General features: G+C 69.0%; 14 protein-coding genes, 1 pseudogene and 1 riboswitch. Of the genes and pseudogenes, 7 read left to right on the top strand and 8 right to left on the bottom strand.

All coding sequences use genetic code 11. From position 1 onward, the window contains the following. Nucleotides 1-116: 116 nt before the first annotated feature. The 5 genes from ACIA73_RS21020 to ACIA73_RS21000 form a co-directional block, all read right to left on the bottom strand. Entirely contained in the window at nt 117-1,892 is a 1,776-nt protein-coding gene (locus ACIA73_RS21020; protein ID WP_399440150.1) for an ABC transporter substrate-binding protein, read from the bottom strand. Nucleotides 1,893-2,020: 128 nt separating this feature from the next. Next, nucleotides 2,021-3,037, bottom strand: coding sequence for an ABC transporter permease (locus ACIA73_RS21015; protein ID WP_399440149.1), 1,017 nt, complete (start codon nt 3,035-3,037; stop codon nt 2,021-2,023). A 378-nt stretch (nt 3,038-3,415) separates the two neighbouring features. Then, a complete protein-coding gene (locus tag ACIA73_RS21010; protein ID WP_399440148.1) occupies nt 3,416-4,198 on the bottom strand; it encodes an enhanced serine sensitivity protein SseB C-terminal domain-containing protein in 783 nt (260 codons plus the stop codon). A gap of 190 nt (nt 4,199-4,388) precedes the next feature. Continuing rightward, nucleotides 4,389-5,174: an enhanced serine sensitivity protein SseB gene (locus ACIA73_RS21005; protein ID WP_399440147.1), complete on the bottom strand. Its 786-nt coding sequence runs from the start codon at nt 5,172-5,174 to the stop codon at nt 4,389-4,391. Nucleotides 5,175-5,378: 204 nt separating this feature from the next. Beyond that, entirely contained in the window at nt 5,379-6,083 is a 705-nt protein-coding gene (locus ACIA73_RS21000) for an AAA family ATPase (RefSeq protein WP_399440146.1), read from the bottom strand. 148 nt (nt 6,084-6,231) lie between these two features. Continuing rightward, nucleotides 6,232-6,328, top strand: a riboswitch (glycine riboswitch). 178 nt (nt 6,329-6,506) lie between these two features. Between ACIA73_RS21000 and gcvT the strand changes: the two genes are divergently transcribed. The 4 genes from gcvT (at nt 6,507) to ACIA73_RS20980 (ending at nt 11,027) form a co-directional block, all read left to right on the top strand. Beyond that, nucleotides 6,507-7,634 carry a glycine cleavage system aminomethyltransferase GcvT gene (gcvT, locus tag ACIA73_RS20995; RefSeq protein WP_399440145.1) on the top strand — a complete coding sequence of 376 codons (1,128 nt, stop codon included), beginning with the start codon at nt 6,507-6,509 and terminating at the stop codon, nt 7,632-7,634. Nucleotides 7,635-7,793: 159 nt separating this feature from the next. Beyond that, nucleotides 7,794-8,168 carry a glycine cleavage system protein GcvH gene (gene gcvH / locus ACIA73_RS20990; protein ID WP_399440144.1) on the top strand — a complete coding sequence of 125 codons (375 nt, stop codon included), beginning with the start codon at nt 7,794-7,796 and terminating at the stop codon, nt 8,166-8,168. Between the two features lie 29 nt (nt 8,169-8,197). Further along, nucleotides 8,198-9,457 (top strand): serine hydroxymethyltransferase, encoded by a 1,260-nt coding sequence (gene glyA / locus ACIA73_RS20985; protein WP_399440143.1) that lies wholly within the window; start codon nt 8,198-8,200, stop codon nt 9,455-9,457. 184 nt (nt 9,458-9,641) lie between these two features. After that, nucleotides 9,642-11,027 carry an L-serine ammonia-lyase gene (locus ACIA73_RS20980; protein WP_399440142.1) on the top strand — a complete coding sequence of 462 codons (1,386 nt, stop codon included), beginning with the start codon at nt 9,642-9,644 and terminating at the stop codon, nt 11,025-11,027. Nucleotides 11,028-11,485: 458 nt separating this feature from the next. Here ACIA73_RS20980 and ACIA73_RS20975 read toward each other — a convergent pair. Together ACIA73_RS20975 and ACIA73_RS20970 are read right to left on the bottom strand one after the other, a co-directional pair. Continuing rightward, nucleotides 11,486-12,169: pseudogene (locus ACIA73_RS20975) on the bottom strand (DUF1838 family protein). 17 nt (nt 12,170-12,186) lie between these two features. Beyond that, the gene (locus tag ACIA73_RS20970; protein WP_399440141.1) at nt 12,187-13,518 is read right to left on the bottom strand and encodes a MalY/PatB family protein; all 1,332 of its coding nucleotides are present in this window, start codon (nt 13,516-13,518) and stop codon (nt 12,187-12,189) included. Nucleotides 13,519-13,750: 232 nt separating this feature from the next. On the opposite strand from ACIA73_RS20970, the gene ACIA73_RS20965 reads away from it, so the two are divergent. Further along, nucleotides 13,751-14,740 (top strand): aldo/keto reductase, encoded by a 990-nt coding sequence (locus ACIA73_RS20965; RefSeq protein ID WP_399440369.1) that lies wholly within the window; start codon nt 13,751-13,753, stop codon nt 14,738-14,740. Between the two features lie 99 nt (nt 14,741-14,839). Then, nucleotides 14,840-15,499: a DUF5701 family protein gene (locus ACIA73_RS20960; RefSeq protein ID WP_399440140.1), complete on the top strand. Its 660-nt coding sequence runs from the start codon at nt 14,840-14,842 to the stop codon at nt 15,497-15,499. A gap of 188 nt (nt 15,500-15,687) precedes the next feature. On the opposite strand, the gene ACIA73_RS20955 is transcribed toward ACIA73_RS20960, so the two are convergent. Continuing rightward, nucleotides 15,688-16,263, bottom strand: a complete 576-nt coding sequence (locus ACIA73_RS20955) for a CGNR zinc finger domain-containing protein (protein WP_399440139.1) — start codon at nt 16,261-16,263, stop codon at nt 15,688-15,690. Between the two features lie 112 nt (nt 16,264-16,375). On the opposite strand from ACIA73_RS20955, the gene ACIA73_RS20950 reads away from it, so the two are divergent. Beyond that, nucleotides 16,376-17,548 carry an epoxide hydrolase family protein gene (locus tag ACIA73_RS20950; RefSeq protein WP_399440138.1) on the top strand — a complete coding sequence of 391 codons (1,173 nt, stop codon included), beginning with the start codon at nt 16,376-16,378 and terminating at the stop codon, nt 17,546-17,548. Nucleotides 17,549-17,696 lie beyond the last annotated feature (148 nt).

The raw sequence follows: 17,696 nt of genomic DNA, 5'->3' as shown, positions 1-17,696 counted from the left end.
CGGATTACGGAGTGTCCGGGCAGCCACCTGCGGCCCTCACCTGCCCTTCGGGCTTGGCGGGTTGGCGATGGTGGGGGTCGACCCGCCCTCACGGGCGGGTCGTTGAACGGTTGCGACTACTTGACGACGCCCAGGGAGACGTAGTCGTAGCGGCCGTTGTAGCCGGTCGCCGAGTAGGCGTTCGTCACCCGCGAGCTGCGCCACGAGAAGTTCCGCTCGTACAGGAACGGCATCTGCGCGGCGATGTCGGCGGTCGCGTGGTTGACCTGCTTGTAGAACTCCGCGGCCTTGTCCGGGTCGGTCGCCTTGAGGGCGTCGTCGAACATCTTGTTGATCTTCGGGTCGTTCGTCTCGGAGCCGTTGTAGTTACCGCTCGGCGTGATGAAACGGCCGTCGATCAGCGGCTGCGAGAAGCCCTGGCCGGTCGGGAAGTCGGGGCCCCAGCCGGTCATGATCATGCCGTAGCCGCGCTTCTTGACGACGGCGGGCGAACCGGTGATGGAAGAGGACTCGGCACCGTCGATGGTGTCGACCTCGGCGGTGATGCCGACCTTGCCGAGCGCCTGCTGGAGGGCCTCGGCGGCCTCCTTCTCACCCGGGTTGTTGCTGCGGGCGCTGACGATGGTCTTGAAGCCCTTTTCCTGTCCGCAGGCCTTCAGTTCTTCCTTGGCCTTGGCGACGTCCGGCTTGCCACCGCGGGTCTTGACGCCGTACGGGTCGTAGTCGTCCGAGCCCTTGATCGTGGTGGGCAGCATGTTGGTGGCGATGGGGCCACCGGCCTGCTCGCCGCCGCGCACGTCCTGGAGCGACTTGAAGTCGGTCGCGTACATCACGGCCTTGCGGCAGTGGACGTTGTTCATCGGCGCGACCGGGGTGAAGTCGACGTAGCGCGTGAAGGAGGTCTGGACGTTGTCCAGGTTCTCCTTGTTCTTCTTGAGGGCCTCGGTACGACCCGACTGGGTCATGCCGGTGCCGTTCATGTCGATGTCGTACTCACCCTTCATGAGCAGCTTGTCGATCTGGTCAAGGTTGGTGTTGACCGTGAGGGTGATCTTGTCCGGAAGGGCCGGACGGACGGGGTCCGACTCTTTCTTCCATGCGGTGTTGCGCACCAGCACGGCGCCCTGCTTGGGCGTGTACGACTCGAACTTGTACGGGCCCGAGGAGAACGGCTTCAGCTGGTACTTGGCGCCGGTGTCCTTCTCCTTCTTGAGGGGGGAACCGGCCGGCATCGCCAGCATCTGCTCGAAGTCGACGTTGGGCGTCGCCAGGTTGAAGACGATGGTCTTGTCGTCGGGCGTCTCGATCGACTTCGGACCGTCGCCGGTCTTGTCCTCGTAGGGACCCTTGTACTCCTTCTTCGGGTCCAGGGCCTTCTGAAGGTAGATCGGACCGCCGGGCAGGACCTTGTCCGCCCACACGCGCGAGATGCCGTACTTGATGTCCTTGGAGGTCAGCGGGGAGCCGTCCTCCCAGGTCAGGCCGTCACGCAGCTCGTAGGTGTAGGTCTTGCCACCGTTGGAGATCTTGCCGTTGCCCTTGGCGAGGTCGCCGACCAGCTCCGCGCCGGCCGCACCGGGCTTGGTCGCGTAGGTGACCAGCTGACGGGTGTAGAACCGGGCGAGGTCCCACGTGAAGCCGTAGTACTGACGCGTCGGGTCGGTCGAGTCGAAGTCCTGCTTGCCGATGAACTTGAGCGTGCCGCCCTTCTTGTCAGAGGGGTTGGCGACCTGGGTGAGTGCGGCGTTGAAGCCCGCGCCCTTGCCCGGCTTGCCGTTGCTGCCGTCCTTGCCACCGCCGCCACCGCACGCCGCGGTGGTCATGAGGGCGGCCACGACGACCGCCGCTCCGGCGACCTGCCTGATCCTCGCCGACGAACGCTGGGAATTCATGGGTTCTGGAACCTCCACAAGAGTGCGGTCACCGGCACGGGACGCCGGGGCCGACGGGGAGCCGCCTGGCCGATGCGGCAGGGGCGATACGGATGGGGCGCGGCCCGAGCGGGCTGCGGGCCCCGAGGTCAACGGGTGCCCTTCGGGTCGAGTGCGTCGCGCACCCCGTCGCCGAAGAGGTTGAAGGCGAGCACCGTGATGAAGATCGCCAGACCGGGCACGATCATGAACATCGGGTCGCTCTGGTAGGTGTCCACGGCCTTGTCCAGCATCTGGCCCCAGGACGAGGTCGGCGGCTTCACACCGGCGTTCAGGAACGAGAGCGCGGCCTCGGTGAGGATGTTGGTGGGGATCATCAGCGTCGTGTAGACGGTGATCGGCGCCACCAGGTTGGGCAGCAGTTCCTTGAAGAGGATGTACGCCCTTCCCGCGCCCAGGCTGCGGGAGGCCTCGACATACTCCTTCTCGCGCAGCGACAGCGTCTGACCTCGGACGATGCGGCCGATGTAGGGCCAGCCGAAGAAGCCGATGACCATCACCAGGATGAAGATGCGCACCGTGCTGCCCTCCATGCCCAGGAGGTTGCCCGGCAGCACGGAGACCAGCGAGATGATGAAGAGCAGCTGCGGGAAGGCCAGCAGCATGTCCATCACGCGGCTGATGATCGCGTCGATCCAGCCGCCGAAGTAACCGGCGATGATGCCGAGCACGGTGCCCAGGACGACGGCGACCATGGCGGCCAGGAAGGCCACCAGGAGCGAGATCCGGGCGCCGTAGACGACCCGGCTGAAGACGTCGCGGCCGTTGCCGGGCTCGACGCCGAGCAGGAAGTCCGAACTCATCCCGCCGAACATGCTGTCCTCGACGCCCTTGGCGACACCGAACAGCGGGTCGATCTTGTCCTGGTGGAACTCGTCGGGCGGGTGGCCCAGCACACTCACGATCAGCGGCGCGAAGATCGCCACCAGGATCAGCATGATCACGACCACGCCACCGGCCAGCGCGAGCTTGTCCCGCTTGAGTCTGGTCCAGGCGATCTGTCGCAGCGACCGCCCCTCGACCGACTTCTTCACAACATCGGCGGCGACGTCGGCGTCAGCGGCCTGATCCGCGTCGGACGATATGTCGTGCAATGGTGCCGTCATCGTGGTGGGGACCCCTCTCGGCCGACGGTGGTCGGCCCTTACCCGCCGCTGTGGCGGCTTGGAGCTTGTCGAACACAGGGCGAACGCCCCTTGATTCGGGGAGTCTTCAATGCGCGCCCGCCGCCCCGCCAGACCCCCCGGCCAAAGGATGCGCAACCGTGACGCTTTCTGCGGTGTTCCGGTATCCGGACGGGGCAGAACGAGGGTCGAACAGGGGGCAATTGGGCGCATCGCCCGGCAGTACTACCCAACTACCACCCAGGGCAGTCAAATTGGGACAGACCTCAACTTCGCCGTGCGGCGAAGGAGTTGGCGCGAGAAGGGGCGCGTACGAAACCGTACGCAAGCAGCCTCAAACGGGCGCCCTGTGGGGGTGTTTCAGTACGCCCGCGAGGGCGGGTAGCCGTACCCCGGAGCACCGGTCGGAGCCGGCGCGTGCGCGTCACGGGTGTAGAACGGGCGGGCATTGGCGCGCAGCCACATCCCGACCGGGTCGTGCTCGTCGGTCATCGCGACCGTGGACACCGGCAGCCCGTCCGGGACCACGCTGATGGACTGCTGCATCATCGCCCGCACCGCCTCGACCGACTGCCGCCCGGTGTCGTACAGGTCCAGACCGATGGCGAGGTACGGGGCGCCGAGCGCGGGTGTCACCCAGGCGCGGCTGAGTGCGCGGACGGCCGGGGTGTGATGGGCGTTCTGGGCCAGCCGGGCATAGAACTGCGGGATCTCCAGCGCGGGTTCGGAGATCCGCAGTGGTCCGGCGGGCATCCGGTCGAGACCGGTGGCGACGCGCCTGAGGTCGAGCCAGGGGATGCCGAGGCCGCCGCCGGGTGCGTGCGGGTTGAGCCAGATGCCCCAGCGGTCGGGGTAGAGGGCGCGGGCCAGGTCCTGGCCGGTGGCGACCTCGTACGCCCGGTTCCAGCCGCTCGCGGCCAGCTCCTGGGCGGAGGTCACGCAGGGGGCGTAACCGAAGCCCTCGACCTCCATGTTCCCGTACTGGGCGTCGGGGGATCCGGCGGTGCCGTGCCAGAGCAGCATCCACAGCTTGCCGTCGACGAGGGCGTGCAGCAGCGCCTCGTACGCGTCGTACCGCCCCGGGGTCACCTGGCGCAGCATGTGCTCGACCTGTCCGGCCGCCGCGGTGCCTGACGCGCTCACCCTGGGTCCCGCCCCTCTTCGATCCACCATGTCGACCAGACCACCCCCGTGTGGCGAGGTCATCAAACCAGCTTAAGCGGCACTACTGACACCGAGTCGGGTTCGGTTTCGAAGTCTTCGCCGGTCTTCGCCGGTCTTCGCCGGTCTTCGCCGGTCTCCGTCCCCGCGCGGGCTCCTCGGCCCCAGGCTCTCAGTGTTCCCTCCGGTAGAACGGCCGCACACGCTCCAGCATCCACTCGGCCACCGGGTCCTGTGCCATGTCGAGCAGCAGCAGGTGCACCGGCCACCGCACCGGTTCGCGTCCGAGCGCCCGGCCGAGCGCGTCCATCGGCGCGTTGCGGTCCGCGCCCTCCCACGACGACACCTGCACGCCGATGAACAGCTCGTCCGGCCCGCCCTCGACGCTGGCGAGCGCCCGCCTGGCGGTGACCACGGTGCCGCTCTGCTGGAACTCCCCCGCGGCCGCGGCCAGGAAGTCGACCGGCTCGTCCTGCCAGTCCGGCTCGAAGAGCCGCACCCGGCCGCCGGTCGCGGGCCCGTCCAGCGGAGTGTGTCCCGCCTTGCACAGCACGGCCACGGCGGGCGGCGGCAGGGGTACGACGACGGCGGCGCCGGGGTTCACCACGATGCCCAGCTGCGGGGGCAGCCCCCGGGCGAACTCCACGGCGGGGGCCACCGCGAAGGACATGGCGCCCGCACCCCGCCGGAACTGTTGCTCGGAGCTGAACACGGGGACGTACGCCTGGCCGTCGATCTCCGTGGTGGGCAGGTCGAGGGGGCCGCTGTCCGGGCCGCCGCCGTTGGGCAGCGGGATCCACAGAGGGCTGCGGCCGAGCACCTCGACGATGCGCCCGCCGGCGGAGGTGCTGCCGAGGGAGGCGATCAGTACCTCTTCGAGTTCATTGGCGGGTCCGCCGCCGCCCGGGCCGTCCGGCCCCTGTCCGCCGTACTGCCCCGTCGTCTCCGGAAAATCCACGGACCGTCCCCTTCGTGCTGCCGCGTCGTGCCTGCCGCGTCGTGCCTGCCACTCCCCGTCCTGCGCGACCGACCATAGCGCCGGGCCGGTCCCCGCACGGCAGGTGCACTCCACGGTCACTTTCCGCAGTCGCCGCACCGCGGAGCGTGCCTCTCGGCATCACGCCGCCGAAGGCCGCCCCCGTACCGTGCCGTCCCCCTGCCCTCACTCCACCTCGAACCCGATCTCGCGCAGCACCCCCGCCGCCTCCCGGTCCAGCAGCACCGCCGAGGCGCACCCGGCCGGCAGTCGCTCGCCCTCCGCGTCCCGCACCAGCGCCCCGACCGCCCGCCGGTGCCGGGCGAAGGCGTAGCCGGAGACTCCGCGTCCGCGCTCCCGCTGACCGTCCCTGGCCACCTCGGGCGTCACGTCGAGCAGCACCAGCCGCAGCCCGCGCCCCCGGCGCCGCGCCTCACGCGCCAGCCACCGCCGCACCCACGTCTGCGTACCGCAGTCGTGCACCACCACGCTCGCGCCGGAGCGCAGTGCCCGGCGCAGCCCCGCGTAGTGGGCGATCCGCACCAGCGGCCGGTAGAGGGCGTACGGCAGCCAGGCCGGCGTACCGCCGTCCCAGCGCTCGCGGACGTCCTGGGAGTCGATGGTCCGCACACCCGTGGTCGTACGCCTGATCAGGGTGCTCTTGCCGCTGCCCGGCAGTCCGGACACCACCACCACGTCCCCGGCCGCAAACATCAGCCGCCGTGGACTGCGCCCGGCCCGCTCCCGCAGATCGCGCACGACCGGCACCGGCACGGGCCTCACCGCTCTCACGCCCGCCTTCGGCCCGACCGAGCCCGCCACGCCTGCCGCGCTCACCGCGCCCGTCGCGCCTGCCGTGGCAACACCGCTGGATTGCTGCAACGCCCTCACCCCTCCCCCTGCTGGGTACGACTTCACCCTTGCCCAAGAAGTGTAAAGAAAAGGTAATGCGGGACAAGCGATTTGCCGACCGAGGGGGGCGTGCAATGATGTGCCCGCCGGGCAGCCCCCGTGCACCCTCAACTTCACAACGGCCGCATGAATCCGCGCGGGAGAGTTCCTGGCAGCACTGCCGGGGACGCCGAAGGAGCAAGCTCCTCCCTTGAATCTCTCAGGCCCCGTACCGCGCGGGCGAGGCAGATCTGAAAAGCGGGGTGCCCCGGGCACCCCCACCCAAGGTGCAAGCCGGCCGCACACGTTGCGGCGGCGAACCTCTCAGGTTCCGATGACAGATGGGGAGGACAGTCCTCGTCGTCATGCCCGCGCATGTGTCAGTGCCTGTCTGCACATGTCTGCTGCCTTGGGAGCCGTTTCATGAGCACCACCCGCCACACCGCCCTCGATGCCCTGCATCGCTCGCTCGGCGCGACCATGACCGACTTCGCGGGCTGGGACATGCCCCTGCGCTACGGCTCGGAGCGCGACGAGCACAACGCGGTACGCACCCGGGCGGGCCTCTTCGACCTCTCCCACATGGGCGAGATCACGGTGACCGGCCCGCAGGCCGTCGATCTCCTGAACTTCGCCCTGGTCGGCAACATCAGCACCGTCGGCGTCGGCCGCGCCCGGTACACGATGATCTGCCAGGAGGACGGCGGCATCGTCGACGACCTCATCGTCTACCGCCTCGCCGAGAGCGCGACCGCGCCGTCCACATACATGGTCGTCGCCAACGCCGGCAACGCCCAGATCGTGCTGGACGCCCTCGTCGCCCGCGCCGCCGGCTTCGACGCCGAGGTCCGCGACGACCGCGACGCGTACGCCCTGATCGCCGTCCAGGGCCCCGAGTCCCCCGGCATCCTGAAGTCCGTCACGGACGCCGACCTGGACGGGCTGAAGTACTACGCCGGTCTGCCCGGCACCGTCGCCGGTGTCCCGGCCCTGATCGCCCGTACCGGCTACACCGGCGAGGACGGCTTCGAGCTGTTCGTCGAGCCGCAGCACGCCGAGAAGATCTGGCAGGCGCTGACCGAGGCGGGCGCGGGCGCCGGACTGATCCCCTGTGGCCTGTCCTGCCGCGACACCCTCCGCCTGGAGGCGGGGATGCCGCTGTACGGCAACGAGCTGACCACCTCCCTCACCCCCTTCGACGCCGGTCTGGGCCGGGTCGTGAAGTTCGAGAAGGACGGCGACTTCGTCGGGCGTACGTCGCTCCTGGCGGCCGCCGAGCGCGCCGAGACCGCACCCCCGCGCAAGCTCGTCGGGCTGATCGCCGAGGGCCGCCGGGTCCCGCGCTCCGGCTACCCGGTCGTCGCGAACGGCCAGGTCATCGGCGAGGTCACCTCCGGGGCCCCGTCCCCCACCCTCGGCAAGCCGATCGCCATGGCCTACGTCGACGCCGCCTTCGCCGCGCCCGGCACCGAGGGCGTCGCGGTGGACATCCGGGGCAGCCACGAGCCGTACGAGGTCGTGGCGCTGCCGTTCTACAAGCGCCAGAAGTAACGTCGCTGCGGGCGGCCGGATCGACGTACCCCCGGCCACCCGACGTGACGTACGCCGCCCGCGCCATCTGACGGATACGTCCCGCTTCGCGATGTACGCCCGTCTCATTCCGCAAGACCCTGTTCCTCAGCACTCCCCCGCATCCAGGAGAATTCAGCCATGAGCAACCCCCAGCAGCTGCGTTACAGCAAGGAGCACGAGTGGCTCGCGACGTCCGAGGACGTGGCGACGGTCGGCATCACGGAGTTCGCGGCCAACGCGCTCGGTGACGTCGTCTTCGCTCAGCTCCCTGAGGTCGGCGACACGGTGACCGCGGGCGAGACCTGTGGCGAGCTGGAGTCGACCAAGTCCGTCAGCGACCTGTACTCCCCGGTGACCGGCGAGGTCGTCGAGGCCAACCAGGACGTCGTGGACGACCCGTCGCTGGTGAACTCCGCCCCGTTCGAGGGTGGCTGGCTGTTCAAGGTACGCGTCACGGAGGAGCCGGCCGACCTGCTCTCCGCCGACGAGTACTCCGCGCTCTCCGGCAACTGAGCTACCAAGAACCCCTAGGGACTCGCCTGATGTCGCTTCTCAACTCCTCCCTCCACGAGCTGGACCCGGACGTCGCCGCCGCCGTCGACGCCGAGCTCCACCGCCAGCAGTCCACCCTCGAAATGATCGCCTCGGAGAACTTCGCTCCGGTCGCGGTCATGGAGGCCCAGGGCTCGGTCCTCACCAACAAGTACGCCGAGGGCTACCCGGGCCGCCGCTACTACGGCGGCTGCGAGCACGTCGACGTGGTCGAGCAGATCGCGATCGACCGCATCAAGGCGCTGTTCGGCGCCGAGCACGCGAACGTCCAGCCGCACTCCGGTGCGCAGGCCAACGCCGCCGCGATGCACGCCCTGATCAAGCCGGGCGACACGATCATGGGCCTGAACCTGGCCCACGGCGGTCACCTGACCCACGGCATGAAGATCAACTTCTCGGGCCGTCTCTACAACGTGGTCCCGTACCACGTGGACGAGAGTGGCGAGGTCGACATGGACGAGGTCGCCCGCCTCGCCAAGGAGTCCCAGCCGAAGCTGATCGTGGCCGGCTGGTCGGCGTACCCGCGCCAGCTGGACTTCGCGAAGTTCCGCGAGATCGCGGACGAGGTCGGCGCGTACCTGATGGTCGACATGGCGCACTTCGCGGGCCTGGTCGCCGCCGGGCTGCACCCCAACCCGGTGCCGCACGCCCACGTGGTCACCACCACCACCCACAAGACCCTCGGCGGCCCGCGCGGCGGCGTGATCCTCTCCACCGCCGAGCTGGCCAAGAAGATCAACTCCGCGGTCTTCCCCGGTCAGCAGGGTGGCCCGCTGGAGCACGTGATCGCGGCCAAGGCGGTCTCCTTCAAGGTCGCGGCCTCCCCGGAGTTCAAGGAGCGCCAGCAGCGCACCCTGGACGGCGCCCGCATCCTGGCCGACCGCCTGGTCCAGCCGGACGCCACCGAGCACGGCATCTCCGTCCTGACCGGCGGCACCGACGTGCACCTGGTCCTGGTCGACCTGCGCAACTCGGAGCTGGACGGCCAGCAGGCCGAGGACCGCCTCCACGAGGTCGGCATCACGGTCAACCGCAACGCCATCCCGAACGACCCCCGCCCCCCGATGGTCACCTCGGGCCTGCGCATCGGTACCCCCGCCCTTGCCACCCGCGGCTTCCTGGCGGAGGACTTCACCGAGGTCGCCGACATCATCGCGGAGGCCCTCAAGCCCTCGTACGACGTCAAGGCGCTCTCGGCCCGCGTGACGGCGCTCGCCGACAAGCACCCGCTTTACCCTGGACTGAAGTAGTTCCGTACGCTTCATCTGGATGTAGAAGTCCATCCATAAGCAAAAAACGGGGCACCGCGCACACTGGTACCAGTGAGTGCGGTGCCCCGCCCCTTGCACCCCCGCACACCCGTGCCTCCGCACCACCGCACTGCTGTCCCCCCGACGGACAACGGCGTCCGCCACCCTTCTGAGGAGTTTCGCTGTGGCCATCTCGGTCTTCGACCTGTTCTCGATCGGCATAGGCCCGTCCAGCTCCCACACGGTCGGCCCCATGCGGGCCGCCCGGATGTTCGTGGGACGCCTGAAGAAGGACGGTCTGCTCGCCCAGACCACCTCCGTCCGGGCCGAACTCTTCGGCTCGCTCGGCGCGACCGGCCACGGCCACGGCACCCCCAAGGCCGTCCTGCTCGGCCTGGAGGGCCACTCCCCGCGCTCCGTCAACGTCGAGACCGCCGACGCCGAGGTCGACCGCATCCGCGCCACCGGCAAGCTGCGCCTGCTCTCCACCGAGATCGGCTCGGCTCACGAGATCGACTTCGACGAGCCGAACGAGCTGATCCTCCACCGCCGCCGCTCGCTGCCCTACCACGCGAACGGAATGACCCTCTTCGCGTACGACGCCCAGGGCGCCCCGCTCCTCGAAAAGACCTACTACTCGGTCGGCGGCGGCTTCGTCGTCGACGAGGACGCGGTCGCGGGCGACAACCCGATCGTCCCCGACGACACGGTCCTCAAGCACCCCTTCCGCACCGGCGACGAACTCCTGCGCCTCGCCCGCGAGACCGGCCTCTCCATCTCCTCCCTGATGCTGGAGAACGAGAAGTCCTGGCGCACCGAGGAAGAGATCCGCGAGGGCCTCCTCGAAATCTGGCGCGTCATGCAGGCCTGCGTCTCACGCGGCATCTCCCGCGAGGGCATCCTCCCCGGCGGCCTCAAGGTACGCCGCCGCGCCGCCCACACGGCCCGCCAGCTGCGCGCCGACGGCGACCCCAAGACGCACGCCATGGAGTGGACCACCCTCTACGCGATGGCCGTCAACGAGGAGAACGCCGCAGGCGGCCGCGTCGTCACCGCCCCCACCAACGGCGCCGCCGGCATCATCCCCGCCGTCCTGCACTTCTACATGAACTTCGTCCCGAACGCCGACGAGGACGGTGTCGTCCGCTTCCTCCTCGCCGCCGGCGCCATCGGCATGCTCTTCAAGGAGAACGCCTCCATCTCCGGCGCCGAGGTCGGCTGCCAGGGCGAGGTCGGCTCCGCCTGCTCCATGGCCGCCGGCGCCCTCGCCGAGGTCCTCGGCGGCTCCCCCGAACAGGTCGAGAACGCCGCCGAAATCGGCATGGAACACAACCTCGGCCTCACCTGCGACCCCGTCGGCGGCCTCGTCCAGATCCCCTGCATCGAACGCAACGGCATGGCCGCCGTCAAGGCCATCACCGCCGCCAAGATGGCAATGCGCGGCGACGGCTCCCACAAGGTCTCCCTCGACAAGGTCATCAAGACCATGAAGGAAACCGGCGCCGACATGAAGGTCAAATACAAGGAAACGGCCCGGGGCGGCCTGGCGGTCAACGTCATCGAGTGCTGACGCCGCACTTCTGAACGGGTGCTTCATGTCTTTCAGCTCTGTCACGGCCTTTCCCGCCCACACGACGAAAAGCCCCTGGAAAGTCCCTCTGACAGAACTGAAAGCCCCTGGATCCCCCGCCCTCACCTGTCGGCCCACCCACCCCGCTCCACGGTCACGCCAGCCACCCGCACCTCAAGTTCCCCCCGTATCTCGAAGGCGTCCGGACAGGAACCTCGGCGAGCATGGTGAGCAGCAGTTCCACCCCACATGGTGAACGAAAGGGTCCATTTGCGCTGAATGCCAGTTTCGGTGAAAGCAAGTAAAACCCTTCACCTCAGGCTGTAATCACGCAGTTCAGCCACTGTGATCCCCGCGCATGCGGGGGTGGTCCCGCCGGAGGCATCCTCCGGGACGCCGGCGCCGAGTGGTCCCCGCGCAAGCGGGGATGGTCCCTGGCGCGACTCCTCACACGTGGCTCATGGACCGAGAGGTCCCTCGGACAAGTGGAGCGAGTGCAACGAGACAGCTGGACGTACTACCGCAAGCTGTAGTCGCCGAAGTAGCCGCCCGTCGGCGTGGGCGAACTCCGGGTGGTGGTCGGCGAAGCAGGCCCCGGAGCGCTCGGGCGCCTCGGCGTACGAGTCCGACTTGCGGCCCCGGCGGTGGAAGGTGAGGCCGCTGGGGCGCTGTCCGCGCTCCATCCAGGGCAGCCACGGGGCATCCGGGTCCATGGCGAAGCCGGGACGCTGGGCGCCCTAGCTGCCAGGTAGATGCGGTCGCCGAAGAAGTTGAAGATTTCCAGGGCCTTGTACGTGTCGCCGGCCGAGGCAAGCGGGTACTTGGCCACCGGCAGCGGCGACGGGTGGGCGAGCGGGATCTCCCGGGTGAAGGGGGCTAGGCGGAAGGCAGCCTCGTGGGTGAGCAACTGGCAGGCGTTCGGGCCGGCTTCGGTGTCCTCGCCAGGCGGGACCCATTCAGCCCCGCGAACCCGAAGAGGCGCTGGTAGGGCTCGTCGGGTGCCCAGGGGTACACATCTCGGGACCACCGGATCACCGGCCCACCAGACCCCAGTACGTCACCTCAGCACCGCCGCGCGACGCACGGGTGCGGGTGCGGGTGCGGGTGGATAGGAGCCCGGGCAGCTCAGCAGGAACAGGCATCTTCGGCGTAATGGTCGTCACCGGTCGGCGCGGCGGCCGCAGGGACTGGTGCGATTCGGCCGATTGGTGTGGAGGGCGGCGGCGCGCCCCATCCGGTCTACCGCCTCGGTGAGGACGGCTCGGGAGGTGGCGAAGTTCAGCCGGACGTGGCCGGCTCCGCCCGTTCCGAAGGTGTGACCGGAGGAGAGCGCCACCCTGGCCTCGTCGAGGAAGAGTTGGGCGGGGCCTGCCAGGTCGGTGACCACCGCCAAGTCGTCGGTACCGGGCCCGGCTTGCGGGGCGCCCGTCACTTCCGGCGGGAGGCCCAGGGACCGGCAGTCGAGCCAGGCCAGGTAGGTTCCCTCCGGCCTGGCGTAGCCGACTTCGGGGAGGTGCGCGGTGAGGAGCTGGCCCAGCAGTGCGCGGTTGGCATCGAGCCCGGTCAGCAAGGCGTCGAGCCACTTGTCCCCGTGGCCGAAGGCTGCCGTGTGGGCGATGACGCCCAGACTGCTGGCGCCGTGGGTGACTTCCTCGGGCATCCGTCGCAGGTCGGCTGCTGCCTCCGGCCCGGCGAGGGCGAGCGCCGCCTTGATCCCGGCGAGGTTCCAGCCCTTGGTCGCCGACATCAGGGAGAAGGCGTCCTCGGCTCCCGGCACCCTCAGATACGGCGTGAATTCGGCGCCCGGCAGCACGAGTGGGGCGTGTATCTCGTCGGCGACGACCCTCACTCCGTATCGCCGGGCCAGCACCGCCACGGCGGCGAGTTCCTGAGGGGAGTGCACCGTGCCGGTGGGGTTGTGCGGATTGCAGAGGAGGTAGGCGATCTTGCCGCTGCGGCTCTGTGCCCGCAGCCGCCGGAAGGTCTCCGCCAGCTGGTCCAGCCCGATCCGGAGGTCCTCCCCCAACGGTGCCTCGACGATCCGGCGGTCGTCGTGCGTGACGAAGGCGTAGAAGGGTCCGTACACCGGTGAGTTGACGACGACCGGGTCTCCGGGGTCCGTGATCAGCCGGAGCAGCTGGACCGCGCCCATCATCACGTCCGGGACCAGGGCGACCCGGTCGGTCTCGACCCCGTCCCAGCCCCACCTCCGCGAGGCGAAACCGGCCAGCGACTCCGCGAAGCCGGTGCCGCACGGGTACCCGGTGTCTCCGTTCCCGATGGCCTCGCCCAACGCGTCGGCTATCGCGGGTGCGAGCGGAACGTCCATCTCCGCCACCCACAGAGGCAGGACGTCCTCGGGATGGGCGCGCCACTTTATGCTCGTACGCCGTCTGAGCCGCGCGAGCGAAAGCACCTCAAGGGGGTTCGGACACTCTCCGACCCCGTCGTCCGCGCACCCGGGCTCACCCACGGCATTCACCCTCCCCATTGGACGCTCCGTTCGATTCCGGCGCAAGAGCACCTCCGCCCAGGCGAAAGCCCCTTGACCTGGAGCGCACTCCAGCAAGCAGACTCCCCTTCCGACGCCCGCACAGGCTCACACGGGCTCACGCAGGCCACACAGGTCGCGCAGGCCACACGGGCCGCACACACCCGAACTCCGACCCCCGGAAGGGAAGTTCCTCATGTCCACACCCACACCCACCTCCACCCACCCCCCAATGCGCTACCGCACCCTCGGCACCGACCCCGCCACCCGCCGCGAGGTCAGCGTCCTGGCGCTCGGGGCGATGCTGTTCGGCTCGTACACCGACGAGCGGACGTCGTACGGGATCCTCGACCGGTACGCCGAAGCCGGCGGCACCTTCCTCGACACCTCGAACAACTACTCCTTCTGGCACGACGGCAGCCAGGGCGGCCAGAGCGAGCGCCTGCTCGGGCGCTGGCTGCGCAGCCGGGGCGTCGCGGACCGCATGGTGATCGCCACCAAGCTGGGCGCCCGCCCGAAGTCGCCGGGCGCCAGCTTCACCGACAACCCCGAGGGCCTGTCGGCGAAGACCATCCGCGAGGCCGTGGACCGCAGCCGCGAACAGCTCGGTATCGACAAGATCGACCTCCTCTACACCCACATCGAGGACCGCACCGTCGAACTCGCCGAGACCGTGGAGGCGTTGGGCTCCGCCGTACGGGAGGGAGCCGTCGGACTCCTCGGCACCAGCAACCACGCGACCTGGCGCATCGAACGCGCCCGCACCCTCGCGAAGGCGGCAGGACTGCCGGGTTACGAGGTCCTCCAGTACCAGCACAGCTATCTCCGCCCGCGTTTCGACGTCCCCTTCCCACCGCTCTTCCCCGACGGCAGCCTCGGCCACGTCGGCCCCGACCTCGCGAGCTATCTGCGCGCCGAGCCGGACCTGACACTGGTCGCCTACTCCCCGCTGCTGGGCAGGGCGTACGTCCGCGAGGACAAGCCCGCCCCCGACGACTACGACCACCCGGGCACCCCCGCCCGCCTGGCCGCCCTCCGCGAGATCGCCACGGAGACCGGTGCGAGCGCCAACCAGGTCGTACTGTCATGGCAGTTGGGGCACACCCTCCCCCTGATCCCGCTCGCCGGAGCTTCGAGCGTCGCTCAACTCAACGAGAATCTCGGCGCGTTGGCCCTCGAACTCACCGCTGACCAGCGCGCCCGCCTGGATGCCGCCCACTAACCCGAAAGATTCATACCCCCGACGTAACTTTACTCTTGACGCACGCATCTTGGTCGGGCTACTTTGACACCGTCGCCAGTTCCCGGCCCGGAGGTATGCATGACCCAGTTCGACGCCAGCGCCGAGTTCGACCGCCAGGTCCAGACCCTGGTGGACCTGGGGTACGCAGCCCTGGCGGACCAGTCCGAGCCCGCCTTCCGCGAGCTGCTCGAACCTTTGCGCGCCCCGGTGTTGAAGCGTGCGCCGAACATGGCCGAACCGACCGAGGGCCGCGTCCCGTTCGTCCTGGTCGTCACGCGGGCACTCGTTCCGATCGAGGAGTCCGTCCCGCTGACGACCCTGGCCGGAAAGTCCGTGAAGCCCGGAGCCATCGAACGCTTCTACAAGCCTGGCGAACTGGAGCAGTTCGTCTCGATCGACTCGCTGCGACTGCCCGAGGGTCAGGTGTACGTCGCCTTCGACGTCGACCGCGGCGAGGAGTTCTGCGGCGCGATCCCCCTGGACGCCATGGCCACCCTCGCCTCCCGCGACCGCACCGGCCTGACCATGGAGGAAGGCATCGCCCTCCTCACCCTCTTCCCCGCCACCCTCGCCAAGAACAAGTGCTACTCCCTCTCCGGCACCCGCCTCGGCACCAAGGACAAGCGGGTCCCCGCCCTCTGGATCAGCAAGGGCGCCCCGAAGCTCGGCTGGTGCTGGGAGGGCAACCCGCACACCTGGCTGGGCCTCGCCTCAACCGGCGACCGCGCGGGCAACTAGTCACGCAACAGGGGAAGTTGGCCAGGCACGTGCTCTTGCAAGAAGTACACCCCTTCTGCCATACCGCCGCACCGGCCCCGCAGCTGCCCCGGACATCGCGAGCGAGGCATTCCCTTCGCCTGGCAGCGCCCGGACCAGCTGCTCACCGACGGCCATAAGCGCGTCACGGTTACAGGCGGAGGCAGCGGTCACTCCGCTGGTCTGGGGTTCTTTCGCTGATTGGCTTGGAAGCGGGCCTTCTTCTGGCGGTTACCGCAGGTGTTCATGTCACACCACTTGCGGGTGCGGCTCTGGCTGGTGTCGAAGAAGGCCGCTTGGCAGCTCGGTGACGCGCACAGGGCCATCTTCCCGTCTCGTTCGCCGGCGATGATGCTGACCGCGTCGGCAGCGATCACACTGAGCGCGTCTTCCACGGAGGAAGCCGGGCCGAGTTGCCATCGCCGCTCGCCCTCGGGTGTCAGGACGGCTGCGGCCCGGCCCTGGGCACTGCGGTCATTGATGACTTGGACGGCAGGCGCGGGGAGGGCTCCCTGGGTTGCGGCCGCTGTCGCGGCGGTGTGAATCGACTCCCTTAGCTCCCGGGCGAGGTCGAGTTGGGCAAGGGTGCAGGAGTCCGCGGAGAGGCCGCTCACCGCCAGCCAGTCGATCAGTCGCTGCGGGGTGGGGATGCGCTCCACGGAGTCGCCATGACGCTCCGAGAGAGTCCCGGTGAAGCTGGTCGCCAGCACGCTGCCGAGGCGGAAGTCAGGGAACCCGGTAGGCATGGAACCACCTTAGCCGGTTGCATGTGGGCGGAAGAACGCGGTAGAACCGTCTTAGCCGGTTCGCTACACCTGGCGGGCCGATTCTGCGATTCCGCGATGGCCAGGAGGTCCCGTGCCCCGTCCCACCAGCGACGTACAGGTTTGTGAAGCACATGCGACGGACGCCGACCTCGACGATCTGCGCGCGCGCCTGGCTGCGGCACGGCTGCCGGAGGCGGAGACGGTCCGTCCTGCCGCGCCTGGTCCCCGCCGCTGGGAACAGGGTGTTCCGCTCGCCGACCTCGCCGATGTCGTGAACTACTGGCGTAGCGGGTACGACTGGCGGCTCTTCGAGGCCCGCCTCGATCAGATCGGCCAGTTCCGCACGAGCATTGATGGCCTGGGGATCCACTTCCTGCACCGCAGGTCCTCGCGTACGGACGCCACTCCGCTGCTTCTGACGCACGGATGGCCGGGCAGCATCGCCGAGTTCATCGATGTGGTGGACGAGCTGGCGGATCCGAGGAGCGCGGACGCGCCGGCATTCCATGTGGTGGTCCCGTCGTTGCCGGGCTTCGGTTACAGCGACAAGCCGGCCGTCACCGGGTGGGGTACGGAGAAGATCGCGGCCGCCTGGGTGGAGCTGATGGGGAGGCTCGGCTACCGCAAGTTCCTGGCCCACGGCGGGGATTGGGGAGGCAACATCACCACGGTCCTTGGCGGCAGGTTCCCCGAGCACGTCCTTGGCATCCACTCCACGTTCGCGGAGGCACCGCCCGGGATGACAACGGACGGGCTGACGGCTGCCGAGCGCAAATGGGCCGAGGACACCCGCCACTTCTGGCGCCACCGCGCCGCGTACGCGAAGCAGCAGGCGACCCGCCCGCAGACCATCGGTTACTCGCTCGTCGACTCACCGGTCGGGCTTCTCGCCTGGATCCTCGACAAGTTCGCCGAGTGGTCGGACAACGAGGACAGCCCGTTCGAGACCATTTCCATGGACCGCCTCCTGGACAACGTCACCCTGTACTGGCTGACGCGTACGGGCGCCTCGGCAGCCCGCATTTACTACGAGAGCCACAACTCCCTGGATCCTGAACTCCGGGTCGATGTCCCATCGGCACTCACCACCTATCCCCGTGACATCGAGAAATGTCCACGGCCCTGGGCAGAGAAGCGGTACCGGCAGATCGTTCGCTGGGAGGCGCCGGAAAGCGGGGGGCATTTCCCGTCCTTGGAGGTTCCCGAGTATTTCGTCAAGGACTTGCAGGAGGGGCTCGGGGCGGTGCTGGCCGCGCAGCGGTGAACACAGAGGGACAGGGATCGGCCCCTAAACGCAGAAAAGCCCCGCACCAGTTACCTGGTGCGGGGCTTTCCCACAATAATTGTTCGGCGGCGTCCTACTCTCCCACAGGGTCCCCCCTGCAGTACCATCGGCGCTGAAAGGCTTAGCT

It is taken from the genome of Streptomyces sp. NPDC051561 (assembly GCF_044454195.1).
GTDB lineage: Bacteria > Actinomycetota > Actinomycetes > Streptomycetales > Streptomycetaceae > Streptomyces.
The sequence above is the reverse complement of the archived record's forward strand: the minus strand, read 5'-3'. Positions and strand labels throughout refer to the sequence as shown.